This is a genomic window from Wolbachia endosymbiont of Drosophila ananassae (assembly GCF_008033215.1).
GTDB lineage: Bacteria > Pseudomonadota > Alphaproteobacteria > Rickettsiales > Anaplasmataceae > Wolbachia > Wolbachia pipientis.
The window spans coordinates 723,403-746,709 of record NZ_CP042904.1; the positions used below are offsets into that span (position 1 = coordinate 723,403).

21 protein-coding genes and 1 pseudogene are annotated in these 23,307 nt (G+C 36.8%); 12 read left to right on the forward strand and 10 right to left on the reverse strand.

What is annotated here, in order from left to right; translation table 11 throughout:
- Nucleotides 1–29 precede the first annotated feature (29 nt).
- The 3 genes from EA652_RS03525 to terL all read left to right on the forward strand — a co-directional run bounded on the left by EA652_RS03525 (nucleotide 30) and on the right by terL (nucleotide 4,919).
- Nucleotides 30–869: a polysaccharide deacetylase family protein gene (locus EA652_RS03525; RefSeq protein WP_006280389.1), complete on the forward strand. Its 840-nt coding sequence runs from the start codon at nucleotides 30–32 to the stop codon at nucleotides 867–869.
- Entirely contained in the window at nucleotides 824–2,398 is a 1,575-nt protein-coding gene (locus EA652_RS03530; protein WP_006280388.1) for a penicillin-binding transpeptidase domain-containing protein, read from the forward strand. Before EA652_RS03525 ends, EA652_RS03530 begins: the two co-directional genes overlap by 46 nt.
- A 1,069-nt stretch (nucleotides 2,399–3,467) precedes the next feature.
- Entirely contained in the window at nucleotides 3,468–4,919 is a 1,452-nt protein-coding gene (terL, locus tag EA652_RS03540) for a phage terminase large subunit (RefSeq protein ID WP_012673222.1), read from the forward strand.
- Nucleotides 4,920–5,296: 377 nt separating this feature from the next.
- Here the strand turns inward: terL and EA652_RS03545 are convergent, their stop codons facing one another.
- Entirely contained in the window at nucleotides 5,297–6,346 is a 1,050-nt protein-coding gene (locus EA652_RS03545; RefSeq protein ID WP_007549412.1) for a class I SAM-dependent methyltransferase, read from the reverse strand.
- A gap of 101 nt (nucleotides 6,347–6,447) precedes the next feature.
- Between EA652_RS03545 and EA652_RS03550 the strand changes: the two genes are divergently transcribed.
- Nucleotides 6,448–6,819, forward strand: coding sequence for a hypothetical protein (locus tag EA652_RS03550; protein WP_022626336.1), 372 nt, complete (start codon nucleotides 6,448–6,450; stop codon nucleotides 6,817–6,819).
- Entirely contained in the window at nucleotides 6,820–7,104 is a 285-nt protein-coding gene (locus EA652_RS03555; RefSeq protein WP_007549418.1) for a DUF2610 domain-containing protein, read from the forward strand.
- A 6-nt stretch (nucleotides 7,105–7,110) separates the two neighbouring features.
- On the opposite strand, the gene dapD is transcribed toward EA652_RS03555, so the two are convergent.
- Complete coding sequence (gene dapD / locus EA652_RS03560; protein ID WP_010962782.1) at nucleotides 7,111–7,941, reverse strand: 2,3,4,5-tetrahydropyridine-2,6-dicarboxylate N-succinyltransferase; 831 nt, start codon at nucleotides 7,939–7,941, stop codon at nucleotides 7,111–7,113.
- Between the two features lie 75 nt (nucleotides 7,942–8,016).
- On the opposite strand from dapD, the gene EA652_RS03565 reads away from it, so the two are divergent.
- Nucleotides 8,017–8,445 (forward strand): zinc-ribbon domain-containing protein, encoded by a 429-nt coding sequence (locus EA652_RS03565; RefSeq protein ID WP_007549510.1) that lies wholly within the window; start codon nucleotides 8,017–8,019, stop codon nucleotides 8,443–8,445.
- Nucleotides 8,446–8,556: 111 nt separating this feature from the next.
- Complete coding sequence (gene rpe / locus EA652_RS03570) at nucleotides 8,557–9,237, forward strand: ribulose-phosphate 3-epimerase (RefSeq protein ID WP_007549508.1); 681 nt, start codon at nucleotides 8,557–8,559, stop codon at nucleotides 9,235–9,237.
- 143 nt (nucleotides 9,238–9,380) lie between these two features.
- Here the strand turns inward: rpe and tnpC are convergent.
- The 3 genes and pseudogenes from tnpC to EA652_RS03585 form a co-directional block, all read right to left on the reverse strand.
- Nucleotides 9,381–10,736: pseudogene (gene tnpC / locus EA652_RS03575) on the reverse strand (IS66 family transposase).
- A 112-nt stretch (nucleotides 10,737–10,848) separates the two neighbouring features.
- Entirely contained in the window at nucleotides 10,849–11,931 is a 1,083-nt protein-coding gene (gene ribD / locus EA652_RS03580) for a bifunctional diaminohydroxyphosphoribosylaminopyrimidine deaminase/5-amino-6-(5-phosphoribosylamino)uracil reductase RibD (RefSeq protein ID WP_007550419.1), read from the reverse strand.
- A complete protein-coding gene (locus EA652_RS03585) occupies nucleotides 11,931–13,130 on the reverse strand; it encodes a deoxyguanosinetriphosphate triphosphohydrolase (protein ID WP_007549196.1) in 1,200 nt (399 codons plus the stop codon). Before EA652_RS03585 ends, ribD begins: the two co-directional genes overlap by 1 nt.
- A 47-nt stretch (nucleotides 13,131–13,177) precedes the next feature.
- Here EA652_RS03585 and EA652_RS03590 point away from each other — a divergent pair, with 47 nt between their 5' ends.
- Together EA652_RS03590 and EA652_RS03595 are read left to right on the forward strand one after the other, a co-directional pair.
- Complete coding sequence (locus EA652_RS03590) at nucleotides 13,178–13,645, forward strand: HesB/IscA family protein (RefSeq protein WP_012673221.1); 468 nt, start codon at nucleotides 13,178–13,180, stop codon at nucleotides 13,643–13,645.
- 39 nt (nucleotides 13,646–13,684) lie between these two features.
- Nucleotides 13,685–14,359 (forward strand): ABC transporter ATP-binding protein, encoded by a 675-nt coding sequence (locus EA652_RS03595; protein ID WP_007549198.1) that lies wholly within the window; start codon nucleotides 13,685–13,687, stop codon nucleotides 14,357–14,359.
- Nucleotides 14,360–14,597: 238 nt separating this feature from the next.
- Here the strand turns inward: EA652_RS03595 and EA652_RS03605 are convergent, their stop codons facing one another.
- The gene (locus EA652_RS03605) at nucleotides 14,598–15,296 is read right to left on the reverse strand and encodes an alpha/beta hydrolase (protein WP_007549199.1); all 699 of its coding nucleotides are present in this window, start codon (nucleotides 15,294–15,296) and stop codon (nucleotides 14,598–14,600) included.
- Nucleotides 15,297–15,451: 155 nt separating this feature from the next.
- Here EA652_RS03605 and EA652_RS03610 point away from each other — a divergent pair, with 155 nt between their 5' ends.
- The 3 genes from EA652_RS03610 to tsaD all read left to right on the forward strand — a co-directional run bounded on the left by EA652_RS03610 (nucleotide 15,452) and on the right by tsaD (nucleotide 19,678).
- A complete protein-coding gene (locus tag EA652_RS03610; protein ID WP_007549200.1) occupies nucleotides 15,452–16,588 on the forward strand; it encodes a cysteine desulfurase family protein in 1,137 nt (378 codons plus the stop codon).
- Between the two features lie 869 nt (nucleotides 16,589–17,457).
- Nucleotides 17,458–18,195, forward strand: coding sequence for a WD_0702 family putative metalloprotease (locus EA652_RS03620; protein ID WP_012673220.1), 738 nt, complete (start codon nucleotides 17,458–17,460; stop codon nucleotides 18,193–18,195).
- Between the two features lie 475 nt (nucleotides 18,196–18,670).
- The gene (tsaD, locus tag EA652_RS03625; RefSeq protein WP_006280520.1) at nucleotides 18,671–19,678 is read left to right on the forward strand and encodes a tRNA (adenosine(37)-N6)-threonylcarbamoyltransferase complex transferase subunit TsaD; all 1,008 of its coding nucleotides are present in this window, start codon (nucleotides 18,671–18,673) and stop codon (nucleotides 19,676–19,678) included.
- Between the two features lie 165 nt (nucleotides 19,679–19,843).
- Here the strand turns inward: tsaD and EA652_RS03630 are convergent, their stop codons facing one another.
- The 4 genes from EA652_RS03630 to EA652_RS07155 form a co-directional block, all read right to left on the reverse strand.
- The gene (locus tag EA652_RS03630) at nucleotides 19,844–20,902 is read right to left on the reverse strand and encodes an IS481-like element ISWpi2 family transposase (protein WP_094189589.1); all 1,059 of its coding nucleotides are present in this window, start codon (nucleotides 20,900–20,902) and stop codon (nucleotides 19,844–19,846) included.
- 265 nt (nucleotides 20,903–21,167) lie between these two features.
- The gene (locus EA652_RS03635) at nucleotides 21,168–21,683 is read right to left on the reverse strand and encodes an IS110 family transposase (RefSeq protein ID WP_006280346.1); all 516 of its coding nucleotides are present in this window, start codon (nucleotides 21,681–21,683) and stop codon (nucleotides 21,168–21,170) included.
- On the reverse strand, nucleotides 21,673–21,924 hold the full coding sequence (locus tag EA652_RS03640; RefSeq protein WP_010081945.1) for a hypothetical protein: 252 nt from the start codon (nucleotides 21,922–21,924) through the stop codon (nucleotides 21,673–21,675). The genes EA652_RS03635 and EA652_RS03640 overlap by 11 nt, the downstream gene beginning before the upstream one ends.
- A 521-nt stretch (nucleotides 21,925–22,445) precedes the next feature.
- Nucleotides 22,446–23,147, reverse strand: coding sequence for a hypothetical protein (locus EA652_RS07155; RefSeq protein WP_006280344.1), 702 nt, complete (start codon nucleotides 23,145–23,147; stop codon nucleotides 22,446–22,448).
- Nucleotides 23,148–23,307 lie beyond the last annotated feature (160 nt).

Sequence of the window (23,307 nt, forward strand, 5' to 3'; positions counted from 1 at the left end):
GTAGTATTCTATCACTTTGCTGATTACAAATGTTTATAAGGATAATCACTTTTTTCTTACTATATTCAAGTACGGCTTTTTGTAGTGATTGTAATTTTAATTTACCATACTGTGGGCTCAGTTGTAATCTAGATCTATCATATAGAAATTTAAGTAATATAAAAAAATTATTGAATAACGACGATAAGTTTGTTGCGCTTACGTTTGATGATGGACCTTCCAACAATAGAATAAACGATATTATTAATGTTCTGGAAAGCTATGAAGCAAAAGCAACATTTTTTGTGCTTGGTGAACGTATAAATGAAAAAACGTCTGAAATAGTAAAGAAAATTCATGAATCAGGTCATGAGTTAGGCAATCACTCTTGGTCGCATAGGAAGTTGACATCACTTTCAAGTGAGGAACAATTGCAAGAATTGGAAAAGACAAATACAGCAATTAAAAATGCAATAAAACAAGATGTAAAATGGTTTCGTCCGCCATATGGATGTTATGACGATAATCTGATTGAAAATACTGATCAATTAAATATGTATTCAATATTATGGACAGTTGATTCGCTAGATTGGCAAGGTGATAAGCCAGAAACTTTAGTTGAAAGAGTTTTAAGTAATGTACATAATGGAGCAGTTATACTGTTTCATGATCACAATAACAGGTCAAACACAATTGAAGCTTTACCTCATATTATTAAAATACTAAAAAAATCAGGTTATAAGTTTGTGACCTTAAGTGAGTGGGAAAAAAGGGTTTGTAATACGGTAAAAGCCAGAAGTGTAACAATAAAAGAGGGGAAAAAAGTGCGTTTTGAAGGAATGTTATGTGGACAAAAAATAAAGTCTTTAACCGCAGAGCATTCATATTAGGTGGTATTCAGCTTACCATTTCCGCGGTTTTTAGTTGCAGGTTATATAATTTACAAATACGAAACAGACAAAAGTACGAAGCACTATCTAATAGTAATAGAATAAGAGTTGCTACTATTATGCCTAAGCGGGGCAAAATTTTAGATAGGAATAGCATTGAACTTGCGGTAAACAAAATTTCGTATGTTGTTTTGTTTGATGGTTCTGGTAAGGAAGTTGATTTGCAGACATTATCAGAAGTCGAGTCTAAAATAGCAAAATCGTCAGAAAAAATAACTGCTCTTTATAAACGTTATTACCCGTTTGGTTCAATGTGTTCTCATGTAATCGGATATACAAAAAGACAGCAAGGCATAAGCGAAGTAGGAATCAGCGGTATTGAATATACATATGATCATATATTGAAAGGCAAGTCAGGAAAATCTGAGCAGGAAATAAATTCTAAAAAACGCGTCATAAAAGAATTATCAAGCATACCACAACAAGACGGACAAGATGTACAACTGACAATTGATATTAATCTGCAAGAGAAAACCGCAGAGGTATTTAAAGATCACCAAGGCTCCGCAGTGGTAATTGATGTAAATAATGGAGAAATTTTAGCATTATATAATTCACCTTCTTACGATAATAATCTTTTTGCTAGCAGGCTATCAAATGAGACTTGGGAGAGCTTGAATGCTCCTTCATTACCGCTTGTGAATCGTGCGTTATCATATCAAATTCCACCTGGTTCAATATTTAAAGTAATAGTTGCGCTTGCGGGTTTAAAAGACGGGATAATAACACCAGAAGAGAAATTCTCGTGCAAGGGCTATATGAAAATAGGTGAGCGGAAATTTCGTTGTCTGAAAAGCAAAGTCCATGGGTATGTATCTTTAAATGAGGCAATGGCATTATCATGCAACACTTACTTTTATAATATAGGGAAAAAAATAAGTGTAGACTCTCTAGTAGAAATGGCCAGAAAATTTGGTATTGGAAGTGGGCCACTGATTGGAACGTTTAAAGAAGAAGCTCCAGGGTTGTTGCCAGATAGAGATTGGCGTACACGAAAGCTATATTCGCAGTGGTATTTAGGTGACACTATCAACTTAGTTATAGGACAAGGGTATATGCTTACAACACCACTACAGCTTGCAGTTCTTGCAGCGAGGATTGCAACAGGAAAAGAGGTAATTCCCCGCATTAAGATGAATGAAACGATACAAGATTTTCCCGATATTGATGTGGATTGTGAGCATCTTAGCATAGTTCGAAAAGCTATGTTTGATGTGGTGAATTCTAAAACTGGAACCTATAAGAAAGGGCTAAGCGGTATACAAATTGCCGGTAAAACCGGTACACCAGAGATAAACTCTAAGGGTGAAAGTCATAAGTTATTTATCGCTTATGGCCCTTACCATAACCCGCGCTATGCAATCTCTGTGTTTATAGAACACGGCAAAGCCCCACGCCAAGATGTTGCTATAGCTAATGAAATATTTCAGTATATGCTTGAAACTATGAGTATTAAACTTCTTGCATAACCATATAACAAACTTTTATTGGGAATAGAAACGAAAAAACTTACTTGACACCCTTCGCCAGCGCCCTTATCATGATAGTGAAGCTATTGTATTTGCTTTCGCCAATCTGCAGATTAAAAGGTAAGGATTACTTAATGTATCGGCGTCTTATGTTCAATTTTTTGCAGTATATAGATACTGTATGTCTTTACAAAACTTCATCTACATCTAGATTTTTATCTAAATAAGCTGAACGCGCTTATAAAGCGTTACAAGACATCAAAAAATGCCAATACTCGACAGAGATAGTAAAAGACTAGCTAACTCGGGGATTCTTTGTCTTTTTTTCTGCTTAGTAAACTTCTTAAACATTTGCAGCGTAAGTTAGTTGCAATTAAAAGCAGCTTAATCTTGCTTGTCAAGCGTTTAAAACATAAAAAACGCCAATATTTTAAAGCGGATAATAACCCCAGGGCTTCTTTTGCCTTTTTTTTCATTTAGTAAATTCCTTAATATTTATAGCTAAACAACAACCGTCATCCCGCTACGTGTTAGCGGGATCTATGCTTTGAGATACCGCGAATGAATCGCGGTATGACGGTGTAGATGATGGTTAAGTAATTCGTCATCCCGCTGCTTGTTAGCGGCTAAGAGATACCGCGAATGAATCGCGGTATGACGGTGTAATGATGGTTAAGTAATTCGTCATCCCGCTGCTTGTTAGCGGGATCTATGTTAAGGTATAGTAGGGGATCTATGTTAAGAGATACCGCGAATGAATCGCGGTATGACGGTGTAATGATGGTTAAGTAATTCGTCATCCCGCTGCTTGTTAGCGGGATCTATGTTAAGGTATAGTAGGGGATCTATGTTAAGAGATACCGCGAATGAATCGCGGTATGACGGTGTAATGATGGTTAAGTAATTCGTCATCCCGCTGCTTGTTAGCGGGATCTATGTTAAGGTATAGTAGGGGATCTATGTTAAGAGATACCGCGAATGAATCGCGGTATGACGGTTAAGTAGGGTGTCATTCCAGTGCTCCTTTTTTTGTCATCCCAGCGTCACGCGTTGGTTTCAACATTATATCATGAACTTTCTAAAATTCATTGAGTTATGCTTTCAAACGGTAGTGCCGGGGTGTGAGTATAACGATTATCAGTATATAAAAGTCATAGCAGACAGGCTGGAAGCAGCGAGCGCTGGTGAAGTGAAACGAATAATATTCAATATGCCTCCGCGTTCAATGAAATCCCTGTGCGCTAGTGTTGCGTGGCCCGCATGGATACTGGGAAACCAACCAACTGCGAGAATAATAGTTGCAAGTTATTCTCAGCGGCTCAGCGAAAAGCACTCGCTCGACACCAGGTGCGTGATGCAGTCTAGTTGGTATAGAGCGCTATTTCCAGAGATAGAACTATCCAAAGACCAGAATACCAAATATAAATTTCAAACAGTGCAGAGAGGATACAGAATCGCAACATCAGTTGGTGGAACACTAACTGGTGAAGGTGGTGATTTTATCATTGTGGACGATCCGCTCAGTTCTGCTCAAGCTTTGAGTGAAACGCTTAGAAAGCGTGCCACAAACTGGTTTGATCAGACTTTAGTAACCAGGCTGAACGATAGAAAAAAAGGAGTCATCGTTCTTGTAATGCACAGGCTACACCAGGAGGACTTAACTGGACACCTTCTCTCCAAGCCAAAAAACATATGGCATCATATTTGTTTGCCAATGATTTCTGAAAATAAGCAGGTTATTTATTCAATCAAAAAGCCAATACCTCCCGTTCCTATCATCCGAGTAGCTCAGCACTGTGCGACCAGGCGATTATATAATAAACCAGCGTCACCTGTAAGGATATTATATTCAAGAGAAGAAGGTCAGTTGTTATATCCCCTCGATGGAGGAAAAGAAGAAGTTGAGATAATAAAAGCTGAACTTGGGAGTTACGCTTTTGCTGCTCAATATCAACAAAACCCTCTGCCGCTTTCAAGTGGTATAATTAAACCAGAGTGGTTGAAACGCTATAAAAAATTTCCTGATAATCTCTCGCATATAACACAAAGTTGGGATACTGCGGTTTCAACAAGTAACATGAGCAACTTTAGTGTCTGCACCACCTGGGCAAAAATAGATAATAAATTCTATTTACTCGACGTATATCGCGCAAAGCTTGAGTATCCAAAGCTTAAAGAACAGGTTTTGTCACTAGCTGCAAGATGGACGCCACACGCAATTTTAATCGAAGCAAAAACAAGTGGTCAACAATTGGTGCAAGAGCTAAAGACAAACAGTGATTTACCGATTATTGAAATAGTGCCACATGATGACAAGCTCACTCGATTCCACCGGATTGCTCCGATGATAGAGTCTGGCAAGGTTTTTCTGCCACATCAAGCAGTATGGCTGAACGATTTTGAGTATGAGATTTTAATGTTTCCTGAAACGCGCCACGACGACCAAGTGGACAGTACCGTGCAATATTTGCAGTGGGTGAGAAACAGTACCTCCAGGGTTGCAGCTATACGAGCATTGTGATTTGAGTCTACCAGTACTGGGATGACAGCTAGGAGACAACCGTCATCCCGCTGCTTGTTAGCGGGATCTAGAGATACCGCGAATGAATCGCGGTATGACGGTTCGTGGTGGTATGACAGTTCGTGGCGGTATGACGGTTCGCGGCAGCATGACGATAAGCTCGTCATCCCGCTACGTGTTAGCGGGATCTATGCTAAAAGATACCACGGCGGTATGACGTAGAACTGCTGCTTGTTAGCTGATGAGATACCGCGAATGAATCGCGGTATGACGGTTCGCGGCGGCATGACAATAAGCTCGTCATTCCGCTACTCGTTAGCGGAATCTATGCTGAGATATCGCGGCGGTATGATGTAGGGAAACCTTTCTTGGGTTAGCTATATCAATAGCATTGCTTTAAAAAGAGTGCCCATATTTTCAGTCAACCTTAAGAATTCACTAAAGATCCTATTCTTTTGTTCATCACTTGCGCTTTTCATTAAAGCCTGGGTTCTTTCTTTTATGCCAAAAAGATATAAAAATTCCCTTTGAGTTAAAATCTCACAATCTACATGCTTTAATGAATCTCTTAACGCTTGAAAGTTCACAAGTGCGGTAATATCACTATTACCAACATTCTCAAGAAAATTAGCATACTTATGTTGTTTTATCGATTGCAAAGTGCTCTTATATGCGGGGTATACATAACCGTAATCTACAATCAAAGCAGCTCCTTTATTATTATATATCTTCTTCTCAAGTTTTTTTAATATTTCAACCCCAACTGAACATATTTCCACCACTGCACCATTAAAAAATTTTCCATTTGTCATCTGAGTAGCTGACACTGGAATCCATGATTCTTTTTTTCTGGATTCCAGTGTCACGCACTGGCATGACACCAAGAGACTGCCATCATCTTGTTTTGTCACCATATTTTCATACCACCCCTCATCATGATATACAAACTGATCTATCGGAAGAGCGTCAAAGAACTCATTTGCTAAAAAAATGGTTGGTTGTTCTGGTAGGTTGTCAATATTTTTGTGCCAATTAACATCTAAGCTTTTTAATTTTTCCTTTTGTATCTTCCGTAAAGTAGGGCTTATTTCAACTAAGTGGATCAACATTGAATTAAAAAAGCTGCTGTACTTTTTAGTGACTCTTATTATATCGTGAATGAGTGTTCCTTTGCCTGGCCCAAGTTCAACTAGAGAAAATTTTGATGGCTTTCCTAATTTTTCCCATGTATGCATTATCCAAACTGCAATTACTTCACCAAATAATTGGCTGATCTCAGGTGCGGTAGTAAAATCACCATCCTTACCAAGCGGTAATTTACTTGTATAATAGCCGTATTTTTCATGGTACAAAACGGCATTCATGAAATCACTGATGGATATTGATCCTTGACTTTTGTCAATTAATTCGTGTATATAAGTGAGCATGTTATTAATAAATGTTTAACTATAGCGTGCCATAATATAAAATAGTAGAGTATTTATATATATAGTATAAACTTAAGTTTGTGAGTAATAGTGCTTCAGTTATGGACGACAAAAACACCGATTATGTTGCCCTTATACCTCAAGATGATAGTATTGAATACAAATTTGAAGAAGCTGTCAATTTTATAGAAAACAAGGTTATAAATGCTGATGGGCTAACTTTAGCGGAAGTGTTTCAAGTGCTAGTTCAAATGCTAAATGGTGATCTAGAATTGGTAAAAAAAGTACTAGCATGTGCTAATATTATGGCAAAGCATGGAATGAAGGTAGCAAAAGAGTCGCAATTAAGCAGAGCTGATGTTCGCCGAGCTTTGGAAGGTAGAGAAAGTGTTGTCAATAGACAAGATTTTATAAAGAAACCACCTCTTCCACCTGCTATAAAATCGACCAAAAAGAAAAGTAGAGGTCTTTAGATGGCTGAATCTATAAAAAAATTTACTGTACAATGTGACTTCAAAGGACAAAGTTCACCTTTTGCAATATACATAGGAAATCCAAAAAGTGATGCTCATCCAATTCATCATCAAGATTCCTGGCTTGTAAAAGAACGTGGAGGGAATATTCCTAATAAAGTAAAAGAAAGTCTACAAAAATTATATAAACTATCTCAAGAAAATGGAGTCTCTTTCTCAGAGTTATGCGCTTATGCCATTACTGTGGTTAGTAATAATGATAAAAAAAGTGACGACAAGCAGTGAGATAGTTTAATCCCTCAATATTTCATTTATAGAGATTTTCGATCTCGTCTTTTCATCCACTTTTTTTACTATGACTGCACAATAGGTTGAAATATTATTTTTAGATGGAATAGACCCTGGTACCACTACAGAATAAGGTGGCACTTCGCCGTAAAATACCTTGCTAGTTTCTCTATCAATAATCTTTGTTGATGCCCCAATAAACACGCCTATGCCAAGGACTGATCCTTCTCTCACTACCACACCCTCGGCCACTTCGCTACGTGCTCCAATAAAGCAATTATCTTCTATAATGACAGGTGAAGCTTGAATAGGCTCAAGAACTCCACCTATTCCCACTCCACCGGAAATATGACAGTTTTTTCCTATTTGCGCACAGCTACCAATCGTTGACCAGGTATCTATCATTGTTCCTGAATCAACATATGCACCAACGTTGATAAAACTTGGCATTAGAACAACATTTGTACCTATATAAGCAGATCGGCGAACAAAACACCCAGGAACTGCTCTAATTTTTAACCGGCGAAATTTCTCCTCATTCCATTCACTAAACTTGTTACCGATCTTATCAAACCAGCAATTAGTATTATCTATTATTTTATTTTCTTCGGTGAGAAAATGTAATAATATTGCCTGCTTTATCCACTTATGTACTACCCATTCTCCACTTGATAGCTTTTCTGCTACTCTAATTTTGCCACTATCAAGGAGCTCAATTACCTCTTTAATTGCTATTCTTGCTGTTTTCTTTAGATTACAGTCATTAAATTTTTCTCTATTTTTCCAAATATCTTTTATCTCACTCTGTGTTTTTTTTAGTTGCAAACCTTCCATTTGTTATATATATATTGATATTAAATTTGTAGCTCTGTATCATTTAAGCTTGTTACTACTTTATACGTAAGTACTATGAAAATACAATGTTATAATTGTACTAAGACTTACTTAGTATCTCCTAAGCAAATTGGTGCGTCTGGAAGAAAGGTAAAATGTACGCACTGCAATCACATATGGCATGAATATCTAGAAGAAGTGTCAAACAAATCGCACTCTGCTAATATACAGGAAAAAAAAGTTAGTGGAAGGAATTTTTTACAAAATCTAGCATTTACCACTCTAGCTTTTGCAACAGCTACAGGGTTATGCATTGTAATTGCTAATGGCATCTTTCCTAGAGAGATGAACAAAGCATACAAAACGATCAGTTCATATAAGGATTCAATAAGCTATAAATTAGGGTACAAAAAAGAACAAACAGAAAGTCCAAATGTAAAAAAACTTGCTGTAAATAAGTTTTATCAAGACTACCTTTTTTTATCTAATTTAAGATCTAGTTAAATAGGCATACCGATATCAGTATCCAGTTTCTATAGCTACTCAGATGGTGCGCATAGTATTAGGGTGACAGAGTTTTAAAAATAAGTTATTTTTTAGCAAAAAAGGCAGCTCATGAGTATTAAAATTGCACCTTCTATACTTTCAGCAGATTTTGCAAAATTAGGGGAAGAAGTAAGAAAAATTAGCGATTTAGGTGTGGATTACATACACATAGACGTTATGGATGGGAATTTCGTTCCAAATATTACAATTGGTCCTAGCGTTGTTTCTGCAATACGTAAATATAGCAATCTTCCTTTTGATGTGCATTTAATGGTCACATCTCCTGGTAACCACATTGAAAGCTTTATAAATGCTGGTGCTGATATTATCACTGTACATGCAGAAGCAGAGATACACCTTGAGAGGTTGATAAGAAAGATAAAGTCATACAAAAATGTAAACGACGAAAAAAAACCGATTCAAGTTGGAGTTTCAATTGTTCCTTCAACTTCTCCAAGTGTGCTTGAATACATAATACATGAGCTAGATATTGTGCTGATTATGACAGTCAACCCTGGCTTTGGAGGACAGGAATTCATTCATTCACAGTTGAACAAGATATCTACTATAAAAAAAATGATACAGGAGCGTAATCTTAAAACACAAATTTCAGTAGATGGTGGAATTAACTTTTCTAACGCAGCTGATATAATAAAAGCAGGTGCTGATATTTTAGTTGCGGGATCGGCGATATTCAAGGCTGAAGATATTAAGAAGGCCGTAAACGATCTTAAAAATCTATTGTTGTGACCCTATATAGCTAAAGTGGCTTAGGTTTACCTACAATTTGAAAAACAACAAATTCGTCATTCCGCTACTCGTTAGCGGAATCTATGCTGAGATACCGCGGCGGTATGACGTAGAAAAACCTTTCTTGGGTTGTATCCGTTCAGCTAAGCGGTGTGAGAGATGATAGATAAGAGGTTTTGGAAAGCCCATTTGTTTCCATGTCAAGTATAATGAAATTATCCGTTCAAGTTCCCCGCTTCGATTGGGTAAAATATGAATTTTTGCGATAAACGACATAATGCCGTATCTGCTGTTCAGCATGGTTGTTTGTCAGCGGAATGTTTTCTGGGTCATCTAAAAAATTCCACATTATTCTTTCAGATTTCAAAATATTTTTTGCAACTCGAGAAGCTCCAATTGCTTCAGGTAAACGGCTTCAAGTAATACCTTGTACGTTTTCGCAATTTTCTGGCACGTCTGGTAAATCTAAAAACATCTATCTCATTTTTTAGCAAGGCCTTTTTTAGTGCAAATAATTCAGTGGCTACGTTTCTTAAGTAACAGCCCAGAACTTTAACTTCAACTATGTGCTAATCTTTCAAAATCTCTTGATAAATGTGCCCAACAGATTTGCCTGTTCTTATCGGCAAAGTAGTTGTATGCTGCGTACCTGTCGTAAGCTATTGCGATTGCAGAACTTACTATTTTGTAAAACCTTCATTCCTCTTGACTCTGTCAATTTTATAAAACTTGCTGTATTACTGGCAAACATCCAGCACCAACCAAGTTTACCTTTGTTATAATGGCTCGTTTCATCGATATGCAGAACTTCACTTTTACTTACTTCTTGCTCGATTTGCTCATATGCTTCTTGGCATTTTTCTGCAACTCTAGCCTCGCTATTTGACACGCTACCAACACTGATGTCCAGGTTGAAAATATTTTTTATAATATTTGCTACTTCTCTTTTCGAGTTCTTGTAAAATCCGCTCAGCGCCGCGATTGTTGACTTAACTTTTGGACCAAATGTATCCGCAGTAACACCTTCTGGTAGCCTGCTACTTTTTCTTTTTCCACACTTGCAACAGCGGCCATTCTGTAATTGGTATTCCACAATATAAGGCTTAATTTCTGGCAAATCAACTTTTTGATGAATGTATGGCTCTTTCGATATCGCAATTTCTCCTCCGCACTCGCAAGAACTCTATTTTCACCACTTCATCTGCTTCCATTTTAGGGCGATACTTTCCTTCATGCCCAATCTGTGCCCCTATTTTCCTGTCACTTTTTTTCTTTTTCTTCTTTAGCTTGTATAACTCTTTTGAGCTCGGTATCGATGAATTTTGTGAATTCAGACCTAGTCTTTCTTTCAATTCAGCATTTTCGATTCTTAGCGCCTTATTCTCAGATCTAAAATTTTCGTTTTCTATCTCTAACCTCTTTATCTCTGCTTTTAGTTGCTCTATCTCTATTTTAAAGCTTTCACAGAGCTTGAGAAGACTAGCTAGTAGATCAGACATATTTACCACACATACTACTTGTGATATTATGTTTTTAGCACTCCTTGTCTACTTTTTATTTTACCGCTCCGCTGAACGGATACCTTTTTTTTACTGTTTGAGTATGTAAGGATTATGACGACCTATCCCAAACCTCAACTATATCCTCACTAAACTCTATTATCTTTGTTTTTTTAAACTGATAACAGTTGTTAATGAATTGAATCCCTAAATCTCCTACAAAAGGAGTGGCATCATTGCCTAAAATTTTACCACTGCGGCATATTATCAACCTGTCGATTAAATTACACTTTAATAGTTCTGTGATTAACACTCCTCCACCTTCAACTAATAATCTTGTTATACCAATTTCTGAAACAAGTTTTAATGCCATGTCCTTTAGGCAAACCTTACCTGCGTTGCTTGAATTAACTACTAAGTAGTTAATGTTTTTTATTTTTTTCTCTACTTCTTTATTTGTGATGACCCAAGTTATTACTTTGTCTGCAGTCTTTGCAATGTTATGCTCTTCCTTTAATCTCCCTTGGCTATCTATAATTAGCCTTATTGGCGATCTACTTCCAAGTCCTGGTAATCTGCAAGTTAAGAGTGGATCATCATTAATAAGAGTATTGCTGCCGATCATAATTGCATCATATTTCGTTCTGAGCTCATGCACCCAGTTTCTCGTATTTTCACTTGTTATCCATTTGCTATCGCCTGTAAATGTTGCGATTTTTCCGTCAAGAGTTGTTGCGACTTTGCAAGCTATAAATGGTCTATGTAATTCTTTAGTGGTGAAAAAACCGACATTCAGTTCTTTTGCCTCTTTTTGCATAATACCTTGCTCAACTTCAATTCCTGCTTCTTTCAGAGCTTTCATGCCTCTGCCTGAAACTCTACTATCTGGGTCAATAGTTGCAATTACTACTCTTTTTATGCTAGCTTTTATGATTTTTGCAGTGCAAGGCCCCGTGACTCCGTGATGACAACATGGCTCAAGAGTGATATATATAGTTGCGCCATGAGTTGAATCTTTAGCGTTTTGCAAAGCGACTACCTCCGCATGCGGACGCCCACCAATCCCTGTGTATCCCTCACTAACAATTGTACCATCCTTTACAATAACACACCCGACAGCAGGATTTGGTGCAACATTTCCAAGATTTTTTTCTGCAAGCCTTAATGCAATTGACATGAAATGATCATCAGTCATTAGAAAGAAGTCATTTCGTATGAGGTATCAAAAATTCTTCTGTGCTCGTGTATAGCAAATCTATCTGTCATACCTGAGATATAGTCACATATTATTACTGAACGCTGAGATTCACAAGCGAGTTTGCTCCACTCTGTGGGAAGTAATCCTGGGTTTTCATAAAAACATTGAAAGAGTTCCTGTATTATGCGTTTTGCTTTGTTCATCGTTCTACTCAGTTTATAGCTTCTGTATATTTTCTCCATGTTGAATCTTTTCATTTCTTTTGTAGCACTCGCAACTTCTGGTGAAAATGTGACTAGCATTTTATTTAGACTTCTTACGTCTTCTACGCTTTTTATTTTGTGATCTTCAATATTTCTTTCAGTCTGAGAAACAACATCACTTATCATAGTTCCTATAGTTCCACTCAGTGATTCATGTATGAGTTTGCTCTGAGGCAATTCTGAATATCTGCTCCTTATGTCTTTAAACATTTTTTCAATTAAAGGAACATTCAGCAAATCTTCGATGGTTACTAAATTCGCCCTGAGTGCATCATCAAGATCGTGAACACTGTAAGCAATATCATCGGCAATTGAAGCAACTTGCGCTTCAATGCTTGAAAATTCTTCAAGTTTTAGATCATATTTTTTGTTGTATTCTAATAACAGCTGATTACTTGTAGAAGACTCCGCGTTTTGACCAAGCAAGGGACCGTTATGTTTTGCAACTCCTTCAATCACCTCCCAACTTAGATTCATACCATCAAAATCAGCATGTTTTTGTTCAAGATAAGTTAAAATCCTTATAGCTTGAACATTATGATCAAACTCATACTTCTCATTATCAAGATTCAAATCTTGAACTGATTTCTTTAGAGCATCTTCACCTGCATGACCAAATGGAGGATGACCAAGATCATGTGCGAGCGCTATGCATTCAGTGATATCCTCATTTAAGCCAAGTCTACGCGCAATGGACCTTGCAATTTGTGCAACTTCAAGGCTATGAGTAAGCCGAGTGCGATAGTAGTCGTGCTCATAATTGATAAAAACTTGTGTTTTGTACTCCAATTTTCTAAACGCATTAGAGTGAATGATACGGTCCCTATCACGCTGAAAGCAGCTGCGATTCTCATCTTCTGGCTCTTTGAAGTATCTCCCTTTTGTTTTGCTTGGAAAACATGCATAATTTAATAGAAAATTATTGTTTGACATGTAAAATTTCTACTATAATAAGTTATCAATAATAAACGGTGGTTACTATGTCAACAAATTACAACATCAACTTAACTGATAATGCACTAAAAAAAATTCACTCTCTTGCAGAGCAGGAAGGGGATAAGAGTTCCATTTTACGGGTTGCAGTTTCAGGTGGTGGATGTTCTGGCTTCAAATACAATTTTCTTATGGATCAAATGAATAAAAATCTATCTTTGGATGATGAAGACGATGATTACGATGATGAGTTTGATGACGAAGACGAAGATGATGACTATGACTATGAAGAAAGTGAGGACTATAGAAGCCACTCCAGTTTTAGCGAAAAAGGTAAAGATATAGTAATTAATGATGAAAATGGAAACCCTGTATTAATGGTTGATAATTGTTCAGCAAAATTTTTAAATAACTCAGTTATAGATTATACTGAGGATCTCAGTGGTTCTGGTTTTCAAATAAAGAATGCCTTTGCTAAGTCTCAATGTGGTTGTGGTAACAGTTTTTCGGTTTAATTATTACTAAAACTTAGATGCCTTCTGGATCTTTTAAACATGGGTGGTAATGTAGCACTAGAACTAACTTCCGTAGATAAAAGCTTCAAGAACAATTCTGCTGTTGTAAAGGATATCAACTTAAGTGTCACAAGAGGGCAAGTAGTAGCGCTGATTGGCGATTCAGGTGCAGGGAAAACAACTATATTGCAAATCGCAGGCTTGTTGGACAAGCCAACTTCAGGTATAGTTACGATAGATGGAATAAATTGCACACAAGCCAGTAATAAGCATAAAACTCATGTAAGAAGAAATTTTCTTAGTTTTGTTTATCAATTTCACTATTTGTTACAAGAGTTATCGGTGTTGGAAAATATTATGCTTCCTCAACTCATTGCAGGAAAAAGCAAAGCTGAAGCAAAAAAAAATTCGCAAGCAATGTTGGAAAAATTTGGTCTGGAAAACAAAGCAAGTAGCATGGTATCTGAAGTTTCGGGTGGGGAAAGGCAGAGAGTTGCAATTGCAAGAAGCATTGTAAATTCTCCAAAGCTTTTACTTGCAGATGAGCCAACAGGAAATTTAGATCCAACAAATTCTTTTAAGGTGTTTTTACTGCTACATTCATACGTAAAGGAAAATAACAGCTCTATGCTTATAGTAACACACAATCATCTCCTTGCAGAAAAGGCAGACTGCATTTTCCAATTGAGAGATCGATCATTAGTGAAGTTGTGAATAGGAAAAATAGCACAATTTCTATGCCTTATACTTATCTAACCAATGATCATTAACAGAGTACAACTCGCATGAAATGCTTTCATTGCTTTTTATACACGGACTTTTTAACTTACGCTGTTTACTTAGGGAACACCCCGATAACATAAACACAGCTAAAACAAAAAATAATAGCTTTTTAAACATAACAAAACCTTTTCATTTATATTACTACACTCATTTCTCTTGTTTGTAAAGATTAGGCATATTCTTTTACCCTTACCTCTTTTTTGACCTTTTGAGAAGAAATAGTTGCACTATTCAAGCGCAGTTTTATATAATTGTCCACGATTTGAGTCACTTCCTCTTCTTTATCCTTTAGAAAGTGATTAGTATCATCTATTATATGGTATTTCATGTGATCACTTCTTACTGAATTTATCAACCTTTTTGCTAATTCTGTTACATCGCTTTCTTCTGAGATTGTATCATTACTGCTTTGTATTATAAGCCCAGAAACTGGACAGGGAGAAAGAAAAGAAAAATCGTACTTAGTTACCGGAAGAGAAAGAGCAATAAAACCCACTATCTCAGGGCGGCGCATTGTTAGCTGCATAGCCACCCATGCTCCAAAAGAAAAACCAGCGATCCAAATTGGAACATTGCTAGGATTATGTTCCTGAAGCCAATCAATGGCTACCGCAGCGTCAGTTAATTCTCCTATACCCTTATCAAAAGTTCCGGTAGATTTTCCCACACCACGAAAGTTAATCTTCAATGCAGAAAAATTGTTATCGATAAAAGACGTATATGTACTATGTACAATTTTACTATCCATATGACCACCATATTGAGGATGATGATGTAAAACCAGCACAACCGGCGCGTTGGCATCTTTGCTTTGGTGGTATTCACCTTCTATCTTTCTTGTTGCATTATTCAAAAAAACTTCAACCATGGTAACCCCTAATAAGAACCCGCTTGACAGGTATTAATGACGTGAGTTATTAATTATGTATTAATTTCGCTGTTTTTGCAATAAATTTTTTATCGTGTTAAAGCTAACGTACATAGTTATGGCTATAGTTGATGGTAAACTTATTTAAGTGACAGATGAGTCCATTCTCTTTAGAAAATAGTGGTTGCGTATATGCTGATTACAATGCAACTGCTCCAATTAGTGAAAATGTAAAAAAAAGTATATTTGAGGTCTTGTTAAAACAAACGCTCAATCCATCATCACTACATAAAAGAGGACAAGAAGCGAGGAAGATTCTTCAGGATGCAAGAGATAACGTACGTGGTGCTATTGGCGTCTCAAGTGATAAAGAAATAGTTTTCACGTCTGGTGCAACCGAAGCGAATAACCTTGTTATGAGAGGAATAGCAGGCTACCTGCATGTAATTTCAGCTATAGAGCATCCTTCAATTCTTAATTCTGCATGTAATCCATACATAATACCCGTTAATCAGGAGGGCATTGTTGACTTTTTAGAGCTAGAAAAAATTCTAAGCGAACTTAAAGGAAACAAAGCAATAGTTTCAGTTATGATGGCAAATAACGAAACCGGAGTTATTCAACCTATTGAGGAAATAGCTGAAATAGCCCACAAATTTGGAGCAATTTGCCACACTGACACTGCTCAAAGTGTTGGGAAAATTAAAGTTAATATGGAAGATTTAGGAGTGGATTTACTCACTTTATCCGCCCATAAATTTGGCGGTGTAGCAGGAAGTGGAGTTTTAATATTCAATAAAGAACTTGCGATAGAACCGATTATAATAGGTGGTGGACAAGAGAAGGGATTTCGTGGTGGTACGGAAAATATTGTTGCGATTGCAGGCCTTTCTGCTGCACTGCAAAATATTCCAGACCTTCTATCAAAAATGGATGAAGTAAAGGAGCTACGTGATCAATTAGAGTGTGAATTATTAAATTTTGCCAGTGACATAAGAATCTTCGGTAAAAACTCTAAGAGGCTGCCAAACACAAGTTTTATTTATATGCCAGGAGTAAAGAGTGATGTGCAGCTCATGCATTTTGACTTGAATTATATTGCAGTTAGTAATGGCTCCGCATGTTCTTCTGGAAAAGTTGAGCCTTCCCATGTTTTGCTTGCAATGGGGGCAACAAAAGAGCAAGCAGAGTGTTCAATTAGAATCAGTATAGGTCCAGAAACTAAACCACAAGACATAAAAAAAATAGTGGATTGTTGGTATAATATCTACAAGCAGAACACCTTGGTATAGATAATACGTGATATCATGCAGGGAGCTATAAATTAGATGTAAAAAATTCCTTTACAAGTTTCGCCAGCCCCCTTATCATAACAGTGAAGCTATTTATTTATCTTCGCAATCTGTGCAGGTTAATGACAAAAAACTTAGGGTATTTGGCGTCTCATGTTTAATTTTTCGCACTACGTGCATCGCATGTCTTTAAAAATTTTTAGGTTTTTACCTATATAAGCCGAAACGCGCTTACAAAGCGTTTAAGACAGCAAAAAACGTCAAATTGACAAGGGAGAATTTGAATGCTAGCTACTACGGGGTTTCTTTGCCTTTTTTCCTGCTTAGTAAATTTCTTAAACACTTGCGGTGTAGGTTAGTTGCAAGTTAAAAGCAGCTAAATCGCTCTTAATCAAGCGTTTTAGAATAAAAAAAACGCCGATATTTTAGTACATAGTAAATAGCCAACCACCACGGGGCTTCTTTTGCCTTTTTTTTATTTAGTAAATTTCTTAAATATTTATGGCTAAAGCAATTTAAGAGACCGAAAATGGTGTCATTTCAGTGCCCCTGTAATGTCATCCCAGTGCCCTGACTACTTGGATCCAGGAATTTTATTAAGTTGGTGAGCATAAAAATAGCTGTTTTACGTTAAAATACAATGTTTTGATGATTATGGAAAGGCTGGATTCCAGTGCCAAGCACTGGAATGACATCCTCCCTTATGGAAATTGCTCTCAAATCACAATGTTCGTACAGCTATGGAATGAATCGCGGTATGACGGTTATCAGTAAACATGAATTACTTTAGCTATGCAATCAGGCTTCCTAAAAACACTTTGTAGCCAATCAATTCTTGAGTATAAAAAGAATTCCTTTAATAATAAGGTATGCTAATCAGGAATTTAATAAAACAAGCAACTCAAGTAGGAAGCAGTGAAAATGCAATACGGTATGTCGAATATCTCTATCAATTTGAGAAGTTTAGAAACACATTAAACCTCACTTTATCACTAATAAAGCAAAATAGGCTCTCATTTGAAATATACCAAGAGGGATTAGTGGATATGGAAGAGGGAGTGTGTAAGACAATCAGGTCTTCCAGTGTAAATAGATATGTTATTGTACTGAGGAAGTCAAACCCATACATTATAGTGCATGAACTTTCACACATGGTTGAAAATGAACTGAACTTAAATTTGGAGCAGGAATTCCTCCATAAAGTTTACCAGGATATTGAGCAGAACCTAAAGCAAGCAAATATTCTTGTGCAGAAAATTATCGGCCAAGTTATATTTAAGGAGATACAGGCTTATCAAACTGCAAAATCACGTGCATCTGAATTATTTGCACGCTATTTTGAGCTATTTGCTTGGGCGCAGGAGGTTTACCCTAAAGATAAAGAATACTTAATCCGCACTCAAGACTTAAACAAAGTGTTCCTTGCTACTGGCCAATGGAAAAAGAGCTACCTTGATTCACAAATGATGGAGAGAATAGATAAGGAAATCAAGGAATACAGCAATAAAACTGCCACTAAAGACGTAACCAAAGTGCAAAGCAGTTGGACTAATAAATTTTCTCCTGGGGGCAAAAAAATTAGCTCTATATTTGGAGATGATGATTAGCTTATAGTGCAGGTTTTCCTACGTCATCCCGCGATTCATTCCACGACTGTACGAACGTCTAGTTTAGTGATAAAATGTATATAACTATTGATGTCATTCGAGCATTTACATTTGTTACATCAGCACTCACATTTGTCATCTCAGTCTCCTCTTCCTGTCATCCCAGTGCGTGACACTGGGATGACACCATCATAAAGGAATCAGTGTCAGCTACTTTCATGACACCATTCTTTTTTCTGGATCCAAGTAGTCAGGGCACTGGGATGACGAGAGAGGAGACCTGGAATAACAAGAAAGTGCTCCATCTCAATAGCGCAATGTTCATACGATTGTAGATTCATTCGCGGTATAGATCCCGCTAACACGTAGCGGGATGACGGTTGTCGGTAAATCTTTTAGCTGTAGAAGTTAACTTTGCAGTTAACTTCTACAGCGTTTCAAGATATAGTTTTGATAATAAAGTGCTCGAATATACATGAAAACCATTTTAGCTGTTGAAACAAGCTGCGACGAAACTGCAGTAGCGATTGTAAATAGTGACAAGCAAGTCCTTGCTCACGAAATTCTCTCCCAAGCAGAACACAAAAAACGTGGTGGGGTGATCCCTGAAATAGCTTCACGTGCTCATATGGAGCATTTAAGTGGTCTAATAAAAAGCGCCGTGGAAAAATCTAACCTTAACTTTTGTGACCTCAATGCAATTGCAGCAACATCAGGACCAGGACTCATAGGTGGATTAATAGTTGGTACAATGATGGCTAAAGCAATTGCGCATGTAGCACAAAAACCATTCATTGCAGTGAATCACTTAGAAGCGCATGCATTGGTTATTAGGTTACTGCATGAGGTAAAATTTCCATTTTTAGTCCTACTAATATCAGGTGGTCACTGTCAATTTTTAATTGCACAGGATGTAGGTAAATACATTAAACTTGGAGAAACGCTCGATGATTCACTAGGAGAAGCATTTGATAAAGTTGCTAAGATGCTGGGTTTAAGCTATCCCGGAGGGCCATTAATTGAAAAGTTAGCTAAAAAAGGCAATGGTGCAAGATTTAAATTGCCAAGGGCAATGATAAAACGTTATGGATGTAACTTTTCGTTTTCTGGAATTAAAACAGCAGTAAAAAACTTAGTGCAAGAACTTAAAATGAGCGAGCAAGATGTGTGTGATGTATGTGCTTCGTTTCAAGAGTGTATTAGTGACATACTGCTGGACAGGGTTAGTAATGCGATTATTATGGCCGAATCTTTAAATATCAAAATCAATGACTTTGTGATTACCGGCGGAGTTGCAGCAAATAATTTCTTGAGAGAAAAATTAAAACAACACATAAACTTAAACATATTTTTTCCCCCTAACGACCTATGTACAGACAATGCAATTATGGTTGGATGGACAGGAATTGAAAGGTTACAGAAAAATTATATAGATCCACTTAATTTTGCACCAAGACCTAAGTGGGAGTTAGAGAGTTATTAAAAGCTCTCAATTCTGAATTATAGCTAAAGTGACTTAGGTTCTCTAATTGCACATAAGTCAACAATAATTTTCACACAAATCAAAACAGCATATCTTCTCCATAATCCTTGGTAATTTTACATAAGTTAAAATGTAAAAGACAAGATTTGATCTGACAGACAAGAATTAACTGACAGAAGAATTGAGGTAGTCAAAACTAATATCAGGCTCTTGTGTAATGCTACTAATATTTTTCTGAAAAGCAATATATTTGCTATCAAGAAAAGTTTGCATAGGCGTTTTGCCATAGCAATATTTACCCGAGTGAGGTCTTGTCTCATTATAAGAACGCAACCAATGATCAACATCAATCTGTAGATCTTCCAAAGAACTGTAGATTTTCTTTCTAAAGATGATATTGTAACACTCATCTTGCATGGTTCTATGAAACCTTTCACATATGCCATTAGTCTGTGGAGAGTTGGCTTTAGTTCTAGAATGATCGATGTTTTCTATGCCCAAATAAAGCTGATAAGCGTGATTTTCGGGCTTGCCACAGTACTCCGTACCCCTATCAGTTAAAATGCGTAATAATGGAATTTTCTGCTCATCAAAAAATGGAATAACTCTATCGTTGAGAAGATCTGCAGCTGTAATAGCTGTTCTGTCCGTGTAAAGTTTAACCATTGCAACTCTGGAATAAGTATCAACAAAAGTTTGCTGATAAATGCGCCCTATACCTTTGATATTGCCCACATAATAGGTATCTTGAGAACCCAAATAACCTGGATGTTGCGTCTCAATTTCACCATGAGCTTCCCTTTGTTCTTTCACTTTTTCTAAAGCTGCAAGTTGTTCTTCAGTTAAAATGATTCCGTCTTGAGCTACTTTTGTCTCTAGTGCTTTAAGTCTCTTTTTGAGAGTTTCAAGGTCATTTCTTAGCCATACAGACCTTACTCCTCCCTGAGAAATTATTATACCTCTTTTTCTCAGTTCATTTGCAGCTCTTTCTTGCCCATATGCTGGAAATTCTGTTGCTATACCAATCACTGCTCTTTCTATATCGTCGGAAACTCTGTTTGCTAATAGCGGTTTTTTCTTACTTATTTCATGTAATGCTTCCTCTCCTCCATTTTCATATAACTCCTTAAAGCGATAAAATGTATCTCTTGAGTATCCCATCACTTTGCATGCTTGAGACACATTTCCTAGTTGTTTTGCTAGTTCTCTAGCTTTGGTTTTAATATTTTTGTCTGTATTGTACTCATATCTAACACTCCTTTATTTTTAACTTACTTTTTTAAAGTGTCAGGTCAAGTCTTATTTAATACAGTCAAGCCGCATTATACTTGTTAGGTGGAAGTGGACGGCAACATATTTACCACGAAGTCTAACTAAGTTCTTGCTTGTCCCTTCCATCGGCATTGCTATCTTTATTTTCAATAAAATTATTGTCCTATGCTCTTTTGATGTTTATTGATAATAAAATTCTGTTTTATCAACCAACATCCTATGCATAATTACAGCTAATTTTCTTGCTACTGCTACAATTGCTTTTTTCATTCCTTTTTTCTTCGCAACCCCAGTTTTTTAATTTAAATGTCCTCTTGGTAACTGTAAGCATTGTTTGTGCAGCTTCATATAACATACTTCTACATTCCGCTGGTCCCATCTTTGATATGCTGCCATGCCGATCAACTTCTCCAGAAGAATATTGCCTTGGTGTCAACCATATATATGCTCCAACTGTATCAGATTTCTCAAACCTATGTGGGTTATCAATTGCAGCTTTATACGTCATTGCTACTATAATCCCCACTCCTGGAACAGTAGTTAACAATTTACAATCATCGTCTTTTTCACCTTGTTCTGAAAGCATTTTGTCAAGCTTTCTTAATGACTTTTCTATTGCTTCCAAACTACAAACTAACGCTTCAATTGAACTCCTACTGATTTCATCCAAATTATTTATTGCCTCTTGTATTCTTAAAGCGAAAGTTTCAAATTTTGATCCTTTATCGACCATGTATCTTCAACAACCCTCTTATTGTTCCAATAACCTGCTGTTTGCTACACATTAGCTGTCTTCTGCTTCCAAGCGCTATTTTAATTTGACAACTGATTTTACTAACACTTCTCATCATCTGCGCTATACCCCTCGCATCGTTTTTATCATTCTTATTGATTCTTGCAGACAACGCTGCTGCCATATGCCTTGCATCTACACAAATTACTGGTAATCCAAAACTCCTTAACTCTTTGCACATTGATATTGACAACTATCCACTTTCTATTCCTATGGGTTCGTATTTTTTGCCTTGGCTAATCTGCTATTACCTTACTTTCGCTTGCAACAACTTCTTCCTTAACAACTTTTCCTTTCTCATCAACGATACTTATAAAAGTTTCTTTTAATGAGATCGCTATAATATTTCATGACCTACTGTAAAAGTTTAAATTATTTTTGAAGAACCAATTCATTGAATTTGTTACTTCGTGCTAAAATAATGGAGTATGTCTCTCCATCATTCAATAGCAATTACAGTATGTTTAGCTATAATTTGAAAAACAAAAATTCGTCATTCCGCTACTAGTTAGCGGGATCTAGAGATACCGCGGCGGCATGACGTAGGATTGCTGTCATCCCGCTGCTTGTTAGCGGCTAAGAGATACTGTGAATAAATCACGGTATGACGGTTAAGTATCCCGCTACGTGTTAGCGGCTGAGATAACGCGAATAAATCGCGGGATGACGTGTTGCTTGGGTCAGCTATAGAAGCAAAACTCATCATTTTGAAAGAGGAAGAGATTTTTCCGGACCCTCAGCGGAGATTGATTTTGGATCTGATAATTCTGTATTTACCTTGATTGGCTCTAATGGAGTTTTCTGCTCTTCTGGTTTATCGTCTGGAATTGGAACAGGCCAATCCATAATGTTTTGCGGTATAACTTCTGCTTCTTTAGCTTCTTTTTGACCTGTTGAAGATGATGCATCAACGCCTGCATTTTTGGTAACTTCTTGTTTTAGTTGTTTATTTTCTTCTTGCAGTTGCTTTAAATTTTTCTTTAACTCGTCAATCTCTCTTATTTTTTGTTTTAATTGTTCAGATATAGTTAGTTTGTCTCTAGTCAATTTTTTGTTTTCTTGTCTTAACCCACTAGCTATTCTGCTTGAGTTGTTGTTTACAGCTTGTATACCTTGGTCTTGCTGCTGCATGCTTGTTCCTCTACTTTCATATTCAACTTCAGTTTGAGTTGCCTGACCTTTTTCCTGCTGTAATATGTTCTGCAGTTGCTCTAGACTCTCTTTGACAGATGCCAGCTCTTCCTGTGTACACGTTAACATCCCTTCCTTTTCCTTAAGTTGATATTGAAGTTTTTCTATTTCCCTCTTCGTATTTTCTTCGCTTAGCTCATCTGCAAGTGATTTTCCAGGTTCAAGTTGTCGAATTTCCCTCTCTAAATCTTCCTTGTATCTTGAAAAAAGCATCTAGTGTTTTTAAGCTTAAGCATTAGGTGGAGAAGGGAAGAACTCTGGAAGATTCCTTAGATATAAAATCTGTAGAAAAGAAAAGAGTTCCCTTCTCAAAAGTAGAGGCTGGACGGTATCGTAGAAAGGCCTAAATGGTTCTAATTCTGTATTCACAAGG